Here is a 14,165-nt window from a genome sequence, read left to right as displayed (position 1 = left end):
TCGACGCTCCTGGCGGTTCATCGGCGGGTCCTCCGAGCAGCAGCGCGCTTAGCATTAGCCCCTGAGTTGCCTGAGTTGGAGGTGCCTCCAACTCTCTTCAAATCAGGGGTACTGACATCAGGGGACTGCTCTGCAACTCGCAACTCACCCAACTCAGGGGTTGCATTCAATAGCGCGTACCGGCCAGCGGAGTTCTTTGACACAAGCCCTCGACTACGCAGGCGGGCCAGCGCGTTCCGAACCGATTGATCCTTGGCGGTCGCCTTCGGGTCACGCCGGTACACCTCGTACGCCTCGGCGGGCGTCATTGGGCCATGCAGCCGAAGGAGGTCCATGAGCTCGCTGTTGAGGTCCCCTTGTATCGCAGCTTTCTCCTGGCGGCGGCGCTCCATGGCGTTCATCCGGGACTCAACGAGGCTCGCGCCGTCGAACACCCAGCCGTCGACACTCAGGAGAATGGCGTACTCGTCGCCTTCGATGTCCCGCAGCTCGCAGATCAGCGTCGCTACGGCCTCGCGCCGTGACGGACGGTTGAGCGCGAGGATGCCGTCCACGGCGGCCGTGAGCCCGTGCGTCCCCGAGGAGGCATCGACGCTGTCGCCTTCCCTTGACTTGCGGTTGTGGTGCACGACGAGGATCGACGCTCCGGGGTCGTCGGCGCACAGCTTCTGCAACGGCTGGAGGGTCGCCTTCTCGTGCTGGAACTGAGTCATGTCGCGAGGGCGGCTACCCATCACTCCCGAGAGGGTGTCGAGGATCACCAGTGGTGACCGCCCCTTGTGCTTCCCGAGGAAGGTGTGCAGCACGTTGAGCGCAGTGTCGGCGTCGATGTGGTACTCGAAGGATTCGGGCAGGGGCTGGTCGCCGAGGAGCGTCATCAGACGGTTCTGGAGTCGGCGCTCTCCGGATTCGAGATCGAGTAGGAGCACCGGTCGTTCGCGGACCTTGACCAACCCGAGAGCCTTCCCGCCCGAAGCACAGGCGATGCCGAGTCCGAGCGTGAGCAGGCTCTTCCCGATCTTGGGAGCCGCGATCAGCAGGTGGCACCCGTCCGGGATCACTCCCGGCACGATCCAGTTCAGCTCGGGGAACTCCCGTTTGAGCAGGTCGCTACCTTTCTTCGGGGCGGGGTTCGAGAGAGCCTCGGCGGCTTCCTCGTCGAAGGTGGGGTCTACATCCTTCAGGGCTGTCCGTGGTACGGGGCGACGCCGACGGGGGGCCTTGCTTGAGGACTGGCCGGGGGTATTGGCGGGAGTCACGTGCGGGGTCCTTTCTTTGCAGACTCGACCACGCGGCGAGCCTCGTACGGGGGGAAGCCGATGTCCTCGGCGGCTTCGATCAACTGTTCGATGTGGCGCGTACCGGCGTCGGCCTCATGGAGCCGCCGTGCCGCCCAATGGAGGCCGTTGTGACGCTCGCCCTTCGGCAGATCGCGGACCCACGAGACCAGCCCGGCGATGTCGTAGGTGCCTGCCTGGCTCGTCGCGCGGCGCTCCGACGGCATCTCAAGGACGAGTCGAGCGAGCTCCAGAGGCATGTGCGCGATCGGACGACGGTTCCACCGATAGGCCTCTCCGGTTTCGGGATGGACGGAAGGAGGCATGACCATGTAGCCGTTGGTCTTGAAATCGATGCCTCGAGGCAGCCTCCGCCCGGTGACGCGGTCCCACGGTCGGACGTAGTACAGATGCCAGCCGCCCGATCCGCTCTTGGTGGTCAGGGTGGGAGGGAGCGGCACCCCGGCTGCGTACTTCAGTGCACGACGCGAGCCTCCATTGCGCGGGTCGATGTCGAACACGACGACGTTCTCAGGCACCGGGCAGCCGATGTTCCAGTCGTCGTCGGCCCACCACTCGCGGATCAGCTTCGGTCGTCGGGTGGCGTCGTAATGGCCGTGGGCGGTGAGACCGGTCGTCGGCTGCTTGCCCTTTAGGGGGAGCACGTCCCAACCGGCCTCGGCGAGCTCCAACGCGGCGTGCAGCATGCGGTTCACTGGTCGGCCTCCTCGGAGTTCTCTTCGCCGGCTTCGTCCTCGTCGTCGTACTCGATGACCAGTCGGAGCCGCAGCGGTTCGTCCGGGACGAAGTAGTAGACGTCGTACGGCAGACGCGGTCTGTCCGATTCCTGAGAGCGGCGCCCCCACTGGGCGTCCAGCGCCCAGGCGAGGCCCTGTCGGTCGTCGAAGAACTCGAAGTCGTAGTGAACCGATTCGGTGCCGTCGGTGAAGACGCGGACAAGCCCGTAGCGATGACGCACATCGGCCAGCAAGATGGCGCGCCGATACGCAGGCTCGAACCAGCTGGGCTTCGGACCGCTACGCAGCACTTCATCCGCTTCGCGATCTGTAAGGTTGTGCTTCCCGGGCCAACTGACGCGGATGCTCATCTCTGAGCACCCTTCAGAAGGCCCGCGAGCCGTCGGGCCTGCTCGGGCTTCAATGGCGGCGCGACAGCGAGTGCCTTCTCGATTGCCTGCTCGATGAGCAGTTCAGCGAGATCGCGGCTGGCGTCTGCGATGCGCTCGGGGTCTTCAGAGCGATACGCCTGCGCCTTCCTCATGGCGGCAGACTGAAGTTGGGATTTCAAAGGAACGGCCCCTCTAGCGGGAGGCGCTTACGAAACGCGCCCGGCATGGAGGTTCCCGCTGAGGAGCCTTAGGTCTTTTCAGTTAGCAGTCGACTTACCCGTCAATGCGGGTCGTGAGGACCAAGTGCAGGCGGGGTCAGTCGAGACTGATCTCCGGGAGGCCGAGAGAGCGTGCCGTGTCCAAGAGCGAGTGGAGCCGTGCCTGAGTGACCTCCGCGCCGCCCGGGAACTTATAGCGAACGTGAATCTCACCGTTCAGGTCGTCGTCTGTCGGACTCCAGATGATTGCATAGCCCTCACCGAACTTCGGCTCGAAGCCCGGCAACGGCACCCACGCGCCTCGACGGTCGTTCCACCTCGACACGAGAGTGCCGCGCGAGAGCAGGTTGACAGTAGAAGCCACGACTACAATTATTGCCGCCCCCCACTCGGGGGCCAAGCGTTGGGTAAAATCCCAGGTCAGCTGGCGAGTCGCGCGTGTCGCGGCTCTCAACGCCCGCTTGCGTCGTTGCGCTGCCAGGGTATGGGTTTTGGGTCGGCGGCTGGCCGTTGACGGCACCCGGCGAGACTTGAGAGACGCGGGCACCGACCCCCGCAGGGCCCAAAACCCCTGCGCAGGCCGCCGCTTCTAAGGCACAAGGCGTGGGCGGCCTGTTCTGCCTGTGCAGCTGACCGAACAGTCAGCTCCGCCAGTCCACGTGCACTGTCGCCGGGTCGAACGCCTTGCCGCTGCCGCTCGGCATGATCGTCACGGTGACGAGGGTGTCGAGCACGGCACGCTTGCTGTCCATGCTGAGCGCGGCCCATGTCTCGGCAGCGGCGTCGCCCATCAAGTCGGCGGGCACGGAGGCGGGAAGTGCAGCTTCGAGGTCCGCGGCAGCGCGAGCGCGGTCGGCCCGCAGCCGTTCCGTGATACGCGCCAGCTGAGCCGCGTCGATGTCGCCGGCTGCGAACATGTCGGCAGCATTCGCCAGCCGTGCGTCGATCGCCTCGATGGCGTCGCGCGCCTCGGCGAGCGCGCTCGGGTCGCCGGTGGCGAACAACTGTGCGGCGTCGGGCATCTGCAACCGGCCGACGATGATGCCCTCGACCAGTGCGTCCACGTCTGCCTGCTTGCGACGCACCCGGAAACACTCGCTGCATACGTAACTCGGCGGCTGCCGCTTGGCCCCGCCTGCTCTAGTGCTTGTCATCCTCCCGACCGCGCGCCGCATTGCCCCGCCACACCGTCCACACCGGGCGATGCCCCCAAGCAGGTACCTGGGTGCGCGGCCCACGGGTGCAGTCCGGCGCAGCGGATCGGTCAGCGTCGCCTTGAGCCGCTCGTGCGTGTCCTCGTCAATCACATGTGGGGCTTCCCTCGGCACACGGCCTACTACCTCGCCGCGGTGGACAGTCAGCCCAGCGAGGCTCGGGCGAAGGAGAAGCTGCTTGAGTGTCGTCGTGTTCCACCCCGCCCCATTGCCGGGGGTCGGAGTCTCCTCGGCGTCCAGGTCCTTGCAGATCGCCCGCAGCGACTCACCATCGAGCACTCGCCGCACCGCCATACGAATCGTTGCTGCCTCCTTGTCGTTCAGCACGATGGCGGCACCCTCGCGCCGGTAGCCGTATCCCACGCGGCCCGAGTGGACCCCGTTGGCTGCCCGCTGCACATTGGCAGCGACCTGCCGCGTCGCCTTCTGCTCGCCCTCGTACTGGCTCCACGCCGCCACGGTGCGCGCCACGGCACGTCCCGCCGGTGTGGTCAGGTCGAGGGTGCCAGCCGTCACGGTGTACACGGGCACGTTCAGCGCGATTACCAGTTCCAGGTCGCGGGTTAGGCGCAGCAGCCGGTCCTGATGCCAGGCGATGATCGCTTCCGGCTGTGCGTCGAGCATGGCCTCAAAGCCTGGGCGTGCCTTGCCGCTCGTTGCGCTGATGTCGTTGTCGGAGTACACCGCTAGTACGTCGAGCCCTAGGCGCTCAGCCAGCGCTCGGCACTCCTGCTCCTGGCGGGCGACGGCGAGAGCCTCGCCGTCGCGGTCGAGGCTGACGCGGGTGTAGATGACGGCGTCCATGAAGGTACTTTAACGCCATGCTGGTGCCCCTGATCTTCCTCATCCTGCCGGTCACGATCGCCTTCGCGCTGTTCCCCGGCTACCTCGTGCTCCAGGCGGGCTTCTGATGCGCCGCCGCACCGCGCCACCCGACGAAAGGACCCCGCATGCCCAGCTGGATCGCCCGACGCCTCGCCGACGAACGCGGCGACGTGCCCGGATGGGTGCTGATCACGCTCATGACCGCGGGGTTGGTGATCGTGATCTGGGGGCTCGCCGGTCCCGCCCTCTCGGGCGTCTTCGACCAGGCCATCGACCGCGTCGTCGGATTCTGATCCGGCTCGCCGACGATCGGGGATCCGCGGTCGCGGAGTTCTCGCTCGTCGGCGTCCTCCTGACGGCGCTGCTGCTCGCGGTCGTGCAGCTCGCGCTCGCGCTCCACGTGCGCAACACGGTGCTCGACGCGGCCGCCGAGGGCGCCCGCTATGCGGCGCTCGCCGGGTCCTCGCCCGCAGCGGGGGTCGAGCGGACCCGCCTGCTGATCGACGCGGCGATCGCCGCCGACTACGCCGCGGATGTCTCCGCCGCGTCGGCCACGGTCGGTGGTGTCCCCGCGATCGCGGTCACCGTTCGGACCTCGCTGCCCGTCATCGGCCTGCTCGGACCCGAACGCGCCATGGAGGTGACGGGGCATGCGGCGATCGAGACGATCGACTGACGCGAGCCGGTGCTGGTACCGGCCCGTCGACGAGGCGGGATCCGCCTCGCTCGAGTTCCTCACCGTCGGAATGATCCTCCTCGTTCCGCTGGTCTACCTCGTGCTCGCGCTGTCCTCGATCCAGGCGGCCGCGCTCGGCGTCGAGGGTGCGGCGCGGCAGGCGGCGCGCGTCGCGGTGATGCGGGCCGATGCCGGTGAGCCCGCGGCCTCCGTCGAGCGCACCGTGCACGTGGTGCTCGCCGATTACGGGGTCGATGCCGGAGCGGCATCCGTCGGCGTCGACTGCGGCGGGGCGTGCGCGAGGTCGGGAACGCGAGTGACCGTCGTCGTGCGCGCGGCGGTCGCCCTGCCCCTCGTGCCGCAGGTGCTGGCATCGAGCGGCATCGGGACGGTGCGGCTCGAGTCGCGGGCGACGCAGACGATGTCGCGGTTCGCGGGTGCGCAATGAGTGCTCGGCTGCCCGACCCGCTGCGCGACGACGAGGCCGGTTCGACGCTGCTGCTCACGATCTTCTCCGGCGTGGTGGCGCTCGCCCTGATCATGGTGGTGACCTCGGCGACCTCGCTCTACCTCGAACGGAAGCGGCTGTTCACCCTCGCCGACGGTGCGGCGTTGGCGGCGGCCGAGTCGTGGCGGCTCGACGAGGTCCGCGTTCAGGGTGACGCGCTCGCGTTCGACCTCGACGGGACATCCGTCGCCTCGGCCGCGGCCGAGTACCTCGGCGACGCACGCCATTCGCTGCACGGGCTCGAACTCGTGCACGCCGACTCGAACGACGGCCGCAGCGCGAGCGTGACGCTCCGCGCCATCTGGCACGCGCCCATCTCGACCGACCTCGTGCCGGTCACCGTCCCGATCGAGGTGACGGCCGACGCCAGGTCGGTGTTCCACTGACCGCAGACCGCGCAGACACTGGCACCGGTTCTGGGGGTTGAGGCGCCGGTCGGGACTCGGAATCGTGTGCCGCAGGTGCGTCGCGAGTCGTCCACCGACGGGCGAACCGGATGCGCACCGGGATGGACCTCGCGATGTCTCGCTCCTGGTACCGCCGCCTCACCGTCATCGGCGTCAGCGCCGCCCTCGCGCTCGGCGCCTCGCTCACCGGAGCGGGCGCGCACGCCGAGCCGCCCGGCGAACCGGTCGACCCCGACGACGTCTCCATCGTCACGCTGACGATGCCCGACGGCGAGCTGCTCGGGGCCGTCGTGAGCGGCGGGTACGACCTCGACCACGACGTCGACCGCACCGCCGACGGGTTCGCCGTGACCGGCATCGTGACGAACGCCCAGATCGCCGAACTCGAGGCCATTGGCGTCGGCGTCGAGATCGTCGCCGACGAGGGCGCGATCGAGGCGACGCGCGAGGCCCGGATGGCCGAGCGCGACGCGGCGATCGAGGCCGCGGCCGAGGCCGAGGCGAACCTGCTCACGACCGACGAGGTCGTCATCGCACGTGCCGACTACTTCACGTCGACGGGTGACACCGAGTTCCTGTCGGTCGAGGCGAAGAGCAGCGATGCCGCCGCCGCCGACCTCACCGTCGAGTGGGACGCCGGGCCGGGCACCGCGATCGGCGACGGCGGAAGCGCGACAATGGACGCCTTCGTCGACGCGGGGGAGTACCTCTACCACCGGGTGCAGGTCGAGCTGAACAACCGCGCCGCGCTCGTGATCGCGGGCGGCTCCGCGGCCGGCAGCTACACCGCGGTCGGGTCCGCGTTCGGCCCGCCGCTCGACGAGATCGGCCTGGCGGGTGCCGTCGAACTCGCCCAGGGTGCGGGCGGATCGACGCTCGCGTGCGACCCGCTGATCGGCTTCACGCCGGGGAGCATCGCGCTCGTCGATCGCGGCAGCTGCGCGTTCGTCGTGAAGGTCGCCAACGCGCAGGCCGCCGGCGCCGCGGCGGTCGTCGTGGTGAACAACAACGCGAGCGCGCCGTTCGCGATGACCGGCACCGACCCGTCGATCACCATTCCGTCGGCGATGATCTCGCAGGACGACGGCGCGATCATCCGCACCGGCCTCCCGGCCACCGGCACCCTCGCGGTCCTGCCGGCTCTCCCGCCGCCGACGCAGGTCCGAGTCACCAGCTCCGGCGGTGGATCGGCAGAGGTCGACGTGACCGAGTGGCTGGCCGACACCGAATCGGGCAGCGCACCGGCCCACGCCCCGGGCATCGGGTACGAGTCGGGCTTCCTCGACCACTACCCCGACGCGCACGAGCTCATGGACATCATCGAGCAGATGCACGCCGAGTTCCCCGAGCTGACCGAGATCATCGACCTGCCCTACGAGACGAACGGGTATCGCCGAGCTGCGATGCACCTCTCGGGCGGCGGCACGTCGCAGCGTGTGGTGTTGACCTCGCTGGCCTGGGGCCACGAGGGCGGCAACGACCTCACCATCGAGTACGCGTCGACCAGTCCGAACGCGACCCTCGGCGTCACGGTGAGCGGCGACGACATCCTGGTGCGGCTGGCGACGAATGCCGCCGGCACGCCGACATCGACGGCGGCCCAGGTGGTCGCGGCGATCAACGCGGATGCCGCGGCGTCGCTGCTCGTCACCGCGAGCACCTACCGCGGCAATGCGGGCAGCGGCGCCGTGGTCGCCGCCGGACCGGCCTCGCTCGACGACCAGCTCGGGGCGTCCGAGAGCACCCCGCGGGAGCCGTTCCAGGTCAAGGCGCTCCGGATCGGCACGCACCGCGACGGCTCGAAGACGGGGGTGCTCACCTACTCGCAGGAGCACGCTCGCGAATGGCAGACGCCGCTGGTGAACATCGAGAGCGCGTACCGGATGCTGCACAACTACCAGCTCGACTCCGACACGCGCCGGCTCGTCGACAACCTCGACATCTTCATCGTGCCGACGGTGAACCCCGACGGCGCCCTGTACAGCTACTACGATTTCGCGGCGCAGCGGAAGAACATGACCAACTACTGCGGGCCGGGAGACGCGAACGACGTCAACGCCCGCAACGCGTGGGGCGTCGACAACAACCGAAACCAGACGTACGGGTCGATCTTCGACGGCTACGACGGAGCATCGACGTCGTGCACCTCCGCCACCTACGCCGGGCCGTTCGAGCAGTCGGAGCCGGAGAGCCGGAACCTGGACTGGATCGCGACCGAATACCCGAACATCGAGTTCGCGATGAACATCCACAGCTCCGGCAACTACTTCATGTGGTCGCCCGGCGCGTACTCGCTGCCGGGGCGCGTCACCCTCCCGCGTCCCTCGCTCGGGACGGAGCAGTACTTCTACGACTCGTCCGAGCGGATCCTCTCGGCGATCAAGGAGTGGCGCGGCCTGAGCGTCACGCCCGCGCGCACCGGCCCCATCGCCGACGTCCTCTACTCGGCCGCCGGCAACTCGGGCGACCAGCTCTGGTACGTGCACGACATCTACGCCTGGAACTTCGAGGTCGGCACCTCGTTCCAGCCGGAGTGGAGCGAGGCGTACGAGCAGATGATGGAGTTCTCCAACGGCGTCGTCGAGCTGTACCAGGTCGCGAAGGACTGGACCGACGACCGCACGAAGCCGCGCTCGTGGCTCGTGCAGCCGGGATCGAGCCCGTACTCCGGACCGGTGGCGGTCCAGTTCGACGCGACCGAGCCCGTCACCATCCACTACACGCTCGACGGGTCGAACCCGACGTACTCGTCGCCCGTCTACGAGTCGGCCGGCATCCGAGAGGGAGGCGAATCGATCCTGATCGACGCCACGACGACCGTGAAGTGGTTCTCGGTCGACGAGTCGGGCAACGTCGAACGCAACTACAAGCCGGGCAAGAAGGGGGCCAACCAGGAGCAGGTCGTCATCGCCACCGGCTGACGCGCGCGCCGCCCGAGGTCCGGTCCGGTGTGGGGCGGATGTCGCGGGCCCGAGCCGCGAGGCGGCGGCCGCGACATCCCGTGCCCCTGTGCACGTGACCGAACCGTGACCTCGGCTTCCTACGGTGGACGGATGTCCCAGCAGTCCTGGCAGAAGCTCGTCGAATGGCCCCTCTTCATCGCCGCCCTCCTGTTCCTGGCGGCGTACTCGTGGGAGGTGATCGGCGACCTGCACGGGCCGGACGCGGTGCTCGCCGAGTCCGTCATCTGGGGCACGTGGGGGCTGTTCGCCCTCGACTACGTCGTGAACCTCGCGCTCGCCGACGAACGCCGTCGATGGTTCGTGCGGCACCTGCTCGACCTCGCCGTGGTGGTGCTGCCCGTGCTGCGCCCACTACGGCTGCTGCGTGTGGTGACGATCCTCACCGTGATCGGCCGGACGGCGGGCGCCATGCTCCGCGGCAAGGTGATCCTCTACGCGGCGGGCGCCTCGGTGCTGCTCGTCTACGTCGCCGCGCTCGCCGTGCTCGACGCCGAGCGCGGGAACGGCGGTTCGATCGAGACCTTCGGCGACGGCCTGTGGTGGGCGTTCGTGACCATCACGACCGTGGGGTACGGCGACTTCTTCCCCGTGACGCCGACCGGCCAGCTCGTCGCGGTCGGCGTCATGGTCGGCGGCATCGCGCTGATCGGCGTGGTCACGGGCACGCTCGCGTCGTGGATCGTCGAACGCGTGAGCGAGACGAACGAGGCCGAGCAGGTCGCCACGAAGGCGCACATCGACGACCTCACCGCGGAGATCCGCGCACTGCGAGAGGAGATGCGCCAGCGCGCCTGACCTCGTCGCCCGAGCCGCCGATGCGCGAAGGGTCGGACGTCGTCGATCTCAGGGTGCACCCGGGTGCGTCCGATCCGCCGATGGCGATCGTAGGCGAGGAATCCTCGAGGTGGTGATCGAGATGTCCATCGTCCGGAAGCCCGTGATCCCGGCTGCGCTTGGCGCGATGGCCGTGCTCGGAATCGGCCACTCCGCGCATGCCGCCGATGGCGCCGACCCGATCGTGTTCCTCATCGACGTCTCGGGGACGATGGGGGATGGCGACGGCCGGGAAGGACTACCTCGCCGGCGAGGTAGGCAGGGTGGCCGACGGACTGCTCGACCTCGACGTGACCGACGTCGTCGCACACGCCGGGGATCGGCATCGCGCGATCACCGAGGCGAAGGAGTGGTCGGCGAAGAACCCCGACGGTGAGATGGTCGTTCCCTACCCACGCACACGGTGAAGTGGAGCTACGAGCCGGCCGTCGAGGTGACGGTCGACGCGGTCCCGATCACGAGCATCGCGGTCGCGGTCGCGGTCGACACGACCGTGAAGGGCGCGCGCTCGCTGACGGAAGCCGCCGCGCTCGCATCTCGCATCGAGGTCCGGTTCGGGATGCCGCACGTATCAGGCGCCCGTCATCGCCACGAGGAGGAAGACGATGACGAGCAGGATCGGAATGCCCATCGCGCCGAGGATGATCGCCCGGCGCAGCCGGAACATCGGGTCGTGGTCCCACATCGCGTTGGGCTGCATCCCCGTGCGGATGACGCGGCGATACCGCGAGCCGCAGTCGACGCATTCCCAGATCGTTCCCACCCGGTGATCGCCCGCGGCGGGGAGCGGGCAGCGGTGCGGAGTCGCGGATGACGAGCGGGCGTCGGTCGGCATGCGCCTCACGATAGGCCTCGGCGGATCGGCGTTGGGCGGGATCCCGCAGGCTGTGGATACGCCGGAGCGGCCGGCGACCCGAAGGTCGCCGCCCGCCCCGTCGGTGTCCCGAACGGGAGTGCGCGTCAGTCCAGCAGGTGGCTCAACGCGGCCTCCATCCACTCGGCTCGGGCCGCGGCATCCGTGATGCCCTCGAACCCGAAGCCCGCGTAGAGCGAGCCCGGCGTGGCCACGACCGCGGCCTCGGGGAAGCCGCCCGCCGTGGTGCGGATGAAGTTGTTCGGGTTCGGCGAGCTGCCCGGAGGCGGCCCCGTGATCTCCCAGCCGCCGAGGTCCGCCTCGAACGAGGTCGTGCCCTCGCCCGTGGAGACCTCGATGTCATCGAAGAACACGCCGAGGCCCTGCGTCGCCCAGTCGCTGGCGTACGACAGCGCGACCTCGACCTGGCCGCCCGCGTAGGCGGAGAGGTCGACCGACCACTGTTGCCAGCCGCCCGAGTTGCCCGAGGCGGCGTTCCACGCACCGCCGTTCGACCCGTTCGGGCTGCAGGTGCCGTCGCCGTTCAGCGTCTGGTAGTGGTCGAGCTGCGGGTGCAGCTCGTTCCATCCGGACGTGCAGCTGTCACCGGTCGACTGCGACGTGTGCCCGTTCGCGTCGGGCAGCGTCGTCCAGTCGTCCATGCCCGGCGTGTGCGCCTCGACGAACGTGTAGTCCCAGTCCGCCTCGGTGTCGTACGACGTCCAGAACGACAGCGTGGCGCCGCCGGCCGGAACATCGATCGTGCGCATGACCTGCTTGTACGAGACGTCGCCCAGCTGCGAGTACAGGTAGTAGTCACCCGTGTGCGGCGCGTATGGTCCGCCCGGGCGATCCCACTTGCCGGCGACCCAGCTCTCGAACTGCGGGTAGTCCGCCACCGGCAGCACGCCGCTCGTCGTGATGAACGAGTTCGTGTGGAACTGGTTCTCCGCGCTGTCCGTGCCGTTGAAGCCCCAGCTGAGGCCCTCGAGCGGCACGTCCACGCCGAGCGCGTCGAGCACGTCGCCCTGCTCGTCGAGCCCGGCCGAGTCGACCGCCACGTAGGCGCCGAGCCAGTACTGCAGCACGTCGTTCGTCGCGTCGCCCGAGCCGAACAGCGCCTTGCATCGAGCCAGCACGGCGAGGTCGGCGCGGCACTCGGCGTTCGCCGGGGTCGGGTCGAAGTACTGCGTGCCGAGGTTCGGCGTGTACTGGCTGCCGGCCCAGTCGCCCGCGTAGAGCACCTGGCCGCCCTCGTTCATGAAGTCGCGGACGTTCAGCAGCTCGTCCATCGCGAGGCGCGACGCGTTGCCGCCGCCCCAGCCGGGCTCACGGGTCACGATGTCGTCGCCGGTGTACCAGACGACGGCGTCGAAGTGCGAGAGCACGCCGAGCGCGTCCGCCGCCACGCGGCCGCGGGCGTCGACGTCGTAGACGTCGTAGCTCGTGCCGTTCGCGTCGAGCGCGTCGGTGTAGTACTCGAGGTACGCCGGCTCGGTCCCGCCGATGCCGGGCGATGCGCCCGTGTAGTCCTCCGCCGCGAGCACCAGCACCTCGGCACCCGACTCCGAGACGGCCTCGTACGTGAACGACTCGCTCACCTCGCCGCCGCCCTCGAACCAGACCTCCACCGAGTCACCGGGATCGGTGCCCGTCACCATGCCGCTCATCACGTGGTAGTACCGGTCGGTCGCGCCGCCGTAGCGGTCGCCGCCGTCCCACTCCGACGTCGACGCGCTCTGCGCGTCGTCGCCGTTGATCGAGTACTTCACGGTGACGTCGCCGAGGCTGCGCTTGGCCAGCACCCGCACCTCCTGCGGGTCGCCGTAGGAGTAGTCGAACGTGAAGTTCGACTGCGGGAGCCCGACCTTGTAGTCGTCGTCGCTCTGCAGGTAGAACGGCTTGGTCGTGATGCCGAGGTGCGACACCGGGTTCGCCGGGTCGACCGCCGACTTCGCGACATCCGTCGAGAACGGCAGGATCCGCTCGAACTCCGCCTGCACCTGTGCCTCGTCATCCGGGAACACGAAGCCGCCCCCGGCGTCGCCCTCGCCGAGCTCCGGGGTCCAGGCGAGCGTGCCGTGCGACACGTGCGCGAAGTCGGTGGTCTCACCGTTCGTCACGTACAGCACGTCGGAGGACAGGCCCGGCTCGAAGTCGTCGATGGACGGGTTGTCGAGGTTGCCCGAGAGCGCGTAGTAGATGGGGTCGTCCGCACTCGGCGTGCCGATCTGCCAGCCCTCCGGGTACAGCAGCCACTGCCCGAAGGAGTGGTAGTTGACCTGGAACTCCGGGTTCGCGCGATCGAAGAGCGCCATCATGGCCTGCGTCTCCGGTTCGGAGCCCGGCGACGGGCCGCGGTAGGTCTCGCTCGAGGTCTGCGACGACGAGCCCTCCTCGTCGTACCCGAAGTGCTCCGGGTAGTTCCGGTTCGGGTCGACGCCGTCACCGCGGGTGATCTCGCCGTTGCCGTCGTTGTCGCGGAGGTTCTTCCGCCACAGCCGTTCGGTGTCGAACGTGTACTGGTATCCGTCGGGGTTGGCCACCACGACGAACCAGAGCTCGGTGGACTTCAGGACGTTCTTGATCTCCTGGTTGCCGGAGCGCCACTGGTCCAGGTACCAGTGCAGCAGCCGACGGTTGGTCTCCGCTGCGATCCACTCGCGCGCGTGCTGCGTCGAGCTGTAGACCACCGCGGGACGGGAGCCGTCCTTCATGGCCTTCGCGGCCTGCGTGACCTTCAGCGCGATGATCTCGCGCCCCTGGTGGGTGTGGCCGAGCACGACGAGCTTCGCGATGCTCGGGTTCTTCTTCGCGATCTCGTACATCTCGTCTCGGATGCCGCCGGGCTCGTCGTACGAGCGCCAGACCGCATAGCCGGACGCCGCCTGCTCCTGGGCCATCTGCTTGGCCGACTTGCCGCCCTTGCCCTTCGTCAGCTTCACGTCGATGCCGCGCTCGGAGAGCCCCTTCGCCTCGTCCTCGGAGAGGATGAGCTGCATCTCGACGCCCTTCCCGGACGCCTTGCTCGCGGCGATGTCGAGCCCGGCGGCAGCCATGTCGGCCGCCTGCTCCGCGCTGACCTCCGCGGTGTACATGTCGAGTTCACCCACGTCGTCCTCGGCGGCGTTGGCGCCGAGGGGACTCAGCATCGCGGCGAGCACGGCTACCGCGGCGGTTCCGAGGGCGATCCGGGTTCGGGTGGAACGGTTTCCAGTCATGACGACCCCTCCGGTCCGGCTTCCGGCCGGAGGGGATTGG

General features: G+C 68.8%; 16 protein-coding genes. 7 read left to right on the top strand and 9 right to left on the bottom strand.

Annotation, left to right across the window (positions count from 1 at the left end):
- Positions 1 to 17: 17 nt before the first annotated feature.
- The 6 genes from ABME02_RS15775 to ABME02_RS15750 form a co-directional block, all read right to left on the bottom strand.
- Positions 18 to 1,259 (bottom strand): AAA family ATPase, encoded by a 1,242-nt coding sequence (locus ABME02_RS15775; RefSeq protein ID WP_353816285.1) that lies wholly within the window; start codon positions 1,257 to 1,259, stop codon positions 18 to 20.
- A complete protein-coding gene (locus ABME02_RS15770; RefSeq protein WP_353816340.1) occupies positions 1,256 to 1,984 on the bottom strand; it encodes a bifunctional DNA primase/polymerase in 729 nt (242 codons plus the stop codon). The genes ABME02_RS15775 and ABME02_RS15770 overlap by 4 nt, the downstream gene beginning before the upstream one ends.
- A gap of 5 nt (positions 1,985 to 1,989) precedes the next feature.
- Positions 1,990 to 2,385, bottom strand: a complete 396-nt coding sequence (locus tag ABME02_RS15765) for a hypothetical protein (RefSeq protein WP_353816283.1) — start codon at positions 2,383 to 2,385, stop codon at positions 1,990 to 1,992.
- Entirely contained in the window at positions 2,382 to 2,558 is a 177-nt protein-coding gene (locus tag ABME02_RS15760; RefSeq protein ID WP_353816282.1) for a hypothetical protein, read from the bottom strand. Before ABME02_RS15760 ends, ABME02_RS15765 begins: the two co-directional genes overlap by 4 nt.
- Positions 2,559 to 2,721: 163 nt before the next feature.
- A complete protein-coding gene (locus ABME02_RS15755) occupies positions 2,722 to 2,988 on the bottom strand; it encodes a hypothetical protein (protein WP_353816281.1) in 267 nt (88 codons plus the stop codon).
- 277 nt (positions 2,989 to 3,265) lie between these two features.
- A complete protein-coding gene (locus ABME02_RS15750; RefSeq protein ID WP_353816280.1) occupies positions 3,266 to 4,642 on the bottom strand; it encodes a recombinase family protein in 1,377 nt (458 codons plus the stop codon).
- A 146-nt stretch (positions 4,643 to 4,788) separates the two neighbouring features.
- Between ABME02_RS15750 and ABME02_RS15745 the strand changes: the two genes are divergently transcribed.
- The 7 genes from ABME02_RS15745 to ABME02_RS15715 all read left to right on the top strand — a co-directional run bounded on the left by ABME02_RS15745 (position 4,789) and on the right by ABME02_RS15715 (position 10,458).
- Entirely contained in the window at positions 4,789 to 4,956 is a 168-nt protein-coding gene (locus ABME02_RS15745; protein WP_353816279.1) for a hypothetical protein, read from the top strand.
- On the top strand, positions 4,887 to 5,339 hold the full coding sequence (locus ABME02_RS15740; RefSeq protein ID WP_353816339.1) for a TadE/TadG family type IV pilus assembly protein: 453 nt from the start codon (positions 4,887 to 4,889) through the stop codon (positions 5,337 to 5,339). The genes ABME02_RS15745 and ABME02_RS15740 overlap by 70 nt, the downstream gene beginning before the upstream one ends.
- A complete protein-coding gene (locus tag ABME02_RS15735) occupies positions 5,314 to 5,787 on the top strand; it encodes a hypothetical protein (RefSeq protein WP_353816278.1) in 474 nt (157 codons plus the stop codon). Before ABME02_RS15740 ends, ABME02_RS15735 begins: the two co-directional genes overlap by 26 nt.
- Positions 5,784 to 6,233 carry a pilus assembly protein TadG-related protein gene (locus ABME02_RS15730; protein WP_353816277.1) on the top strand — a complete coding sequence of 150 codons (450 nt, stop codon included), beginning with the start codon at positions 5,784 to 5,786 and terminating at the stop codon, positions 6,231 to 6,233. Before ABME02_RS15735 ends, ABME02_RS15730 begins: the two co-directional genes overlap by 4 nt.
- 134 nt (positions 6,234 to 6,367) lie before the next feature.
- Positions 6,368 to 9,175: a M14 family metallopeptidase gene (locus ABME02_RS15725; protein ID WP_353816276.1), complete on the top strand. Its 2,808-nt coding sequence runs from the start codon at positions 6,368 to 6,370 to the stop codon at positions 9,173 to 9,175.
- Positions 9,176 to 9,307: 132 nt separating this feature from the next.
- Entirely contained in the window at positions 9,308 to 10,012 is a 705-nt protein-coding gene (locus ABME02_RS15720) for a potassium channel family protein (protein ID WP_353816275.1), read from the top strand.
- Between the two features lie 257 nt (positions 10,013 to 10,269).
- Positions 10,270 to 10,458 carry a hypothetical protein gene (locus ABME02_RS15715; RefSeq protein WP_353816274.1) on the top strand — a complete coding sequence of 63 codons (189 nt, stop codon included), beginning with the start codon at positions 10,270 to 10,272 and terminating at the stop codon, positions 10,456 to 10,458.
- 7 nt (positions 10,459 to 10,465) lie between these two features.
- Here ABME02_RS15715 and ABME02_RS15710 read toward each other — a convergent pair whose 3' ends face one another.
- The 3 genes from ABME02_RS15710 to ABME02_RS15700 form a co-directional block, all read right to left on the bottom strand.
- Positions 10,466 to 10,594 (bottom strand): hypothetical protein, encoded by a 129-nt coding sequence (locus tag ABME02_RS15710; protein ID WP_353816273.1) that lies wholly within the window; start codon positions 10,592 to 10,594, stop codon positions 10,466 to 10,468.
- A gap of 28 nt (positions 10,595 to 10,622) precedes the next feature.
- Positions 10,623 to 10,886, bottom strand: coding sequence for a hypothetical protein (locus tag ABME02_RS15705; RefSeq protein WP_353816272.1), 264 nt, complete (start codon positions 10,884 to 10,886; stop codon positions 10,623 to 10,625).
- 125 nt (positions 10,887 to 11,011) lie between these two features.
- Positions 11,012 to 14,125 carry a M14 family metallopeptidase gene (locus ABME02_RS15700; protein WP_353816271.1) on the bottom strand — a complete coding sequence of 1,038 codons (3,114 nt, stop codon included), beginning with the start codon at positions 14,123 to 14,125 and terminating at the stop codon, positions 11,012 to 11,014.
- Positions 14,126 to 14,165 lie beyond the last annotated feature (40 nt).

The organism is Agromyces zhanjiangensis (genome assembly GCF_040496055.1).
Classification (GTDB): domain Bacteria; phylum Actinomycetota; class Actinomycetes; order Actinomycetales; family Microbacteriaceae; genus Agromyces; species Agromyces zhanjiangensis.
This window is presented reverse-complemented; position numbering and strand designations above follow the sequence as displayed.

Excerpts from the sequence above, each read along its gene's own strand:
- ABME02_RS15770 (WP_353816340.1), bottom strand. The coding sequence starts at position 1,984 with ATGCTGCACGCCGCGTTGGAGCTCGCCGAGGCCGGTTGGGACGTGCTC.
- ABME02_RS15765 (WP_353816283.1), bottom strand. The coding sequence starts at position 2,385 with ATGAGCATCCGCGTCAGTTGGCCCGGGAAGCACAACCTTACAGATCGC.
- ABME02_RS15760 (WP_353816282.1), bottom strand. The coding sequence starts at position 2,558 with ATGAGGAAGGCGCAGGCGTATCGCTCTGAAGACCCCGAGCGCATCGCA.
- ABME02_RS15750 (WP_353816280.1), bottom strand. The coding sequence starts at position 4,642 with ATGGACGCCGTCATCTACACCCGCGTCAGCCTCGACCGCGACGGCGAG.
- ABME02_RS15745 (WP_353816279.1), top strand. The coding sequence starts at position 4,789 with ATGCCCAGCTGGATCGCCCGACGCCTCGCCGACGAACGCGGCGACGTG.
- ABME02_RS15735 (WP_353816278.1), top strand. The coding sequence starts at position 5,314 with ATGCGGCGATCGAGACGATCGACTGACGCGAGCCGGTGCTGGTACCGG.
- ABME02_RS15730 (WP_353816277.1), top strand. The coding sequence starts at position 5,784 with ATGAGTGCTCGGCTGCCCGACCCGCTGCGCGACGACGAGGCCGGTTCG.
- ABME02_RS15725 (WP_353816276.1), top strand. The coding sequence starts at position 6,368 with ATGTCTCGCTCCTGGTACCGCCGCCTCACCGTCATCGGCGTCAGCGCC.
- ABME02_RS15720 (WP_353816275.1), top strand. The coding sequence starts at position 9,308 with ATGTCCCAGCAGTCCTGGCAGAAGCTCGTCGAATGGCCCCTCTTCATC.
- ABME02_RS15715 (WP_353816274.1), top strand. The coding sequence starts at position 10,270 with ATGGCGACGGCCGGGAAGGACTACCTCGCCGGCGAGGTAGGCAGGGTG.
- ABME02_RS15710 (WP_353816273.1), bottom strand. The coding sequence starts at position 10,594 with ATGCGAGATGCGAGCGCGGCGGCTTCCGTCAGCGAGCGCGCGCCCTTC.
- ABME02_RS15705 (WP_353816272.1), bottom strand. The coding sequence starts at position 10,886 with ATGCCGACCGACGCCCGCTCGTCATCCGCGACTCCGCACCGCTGCCCG.
- ABME02_RS15700 (WP_353816271.1), bottom strand. The coding sequence starts at position 14,125 with ATGACTGGAAACCGTTCCACCCGAACCCGGATCGCCCTCGGAACCGCC.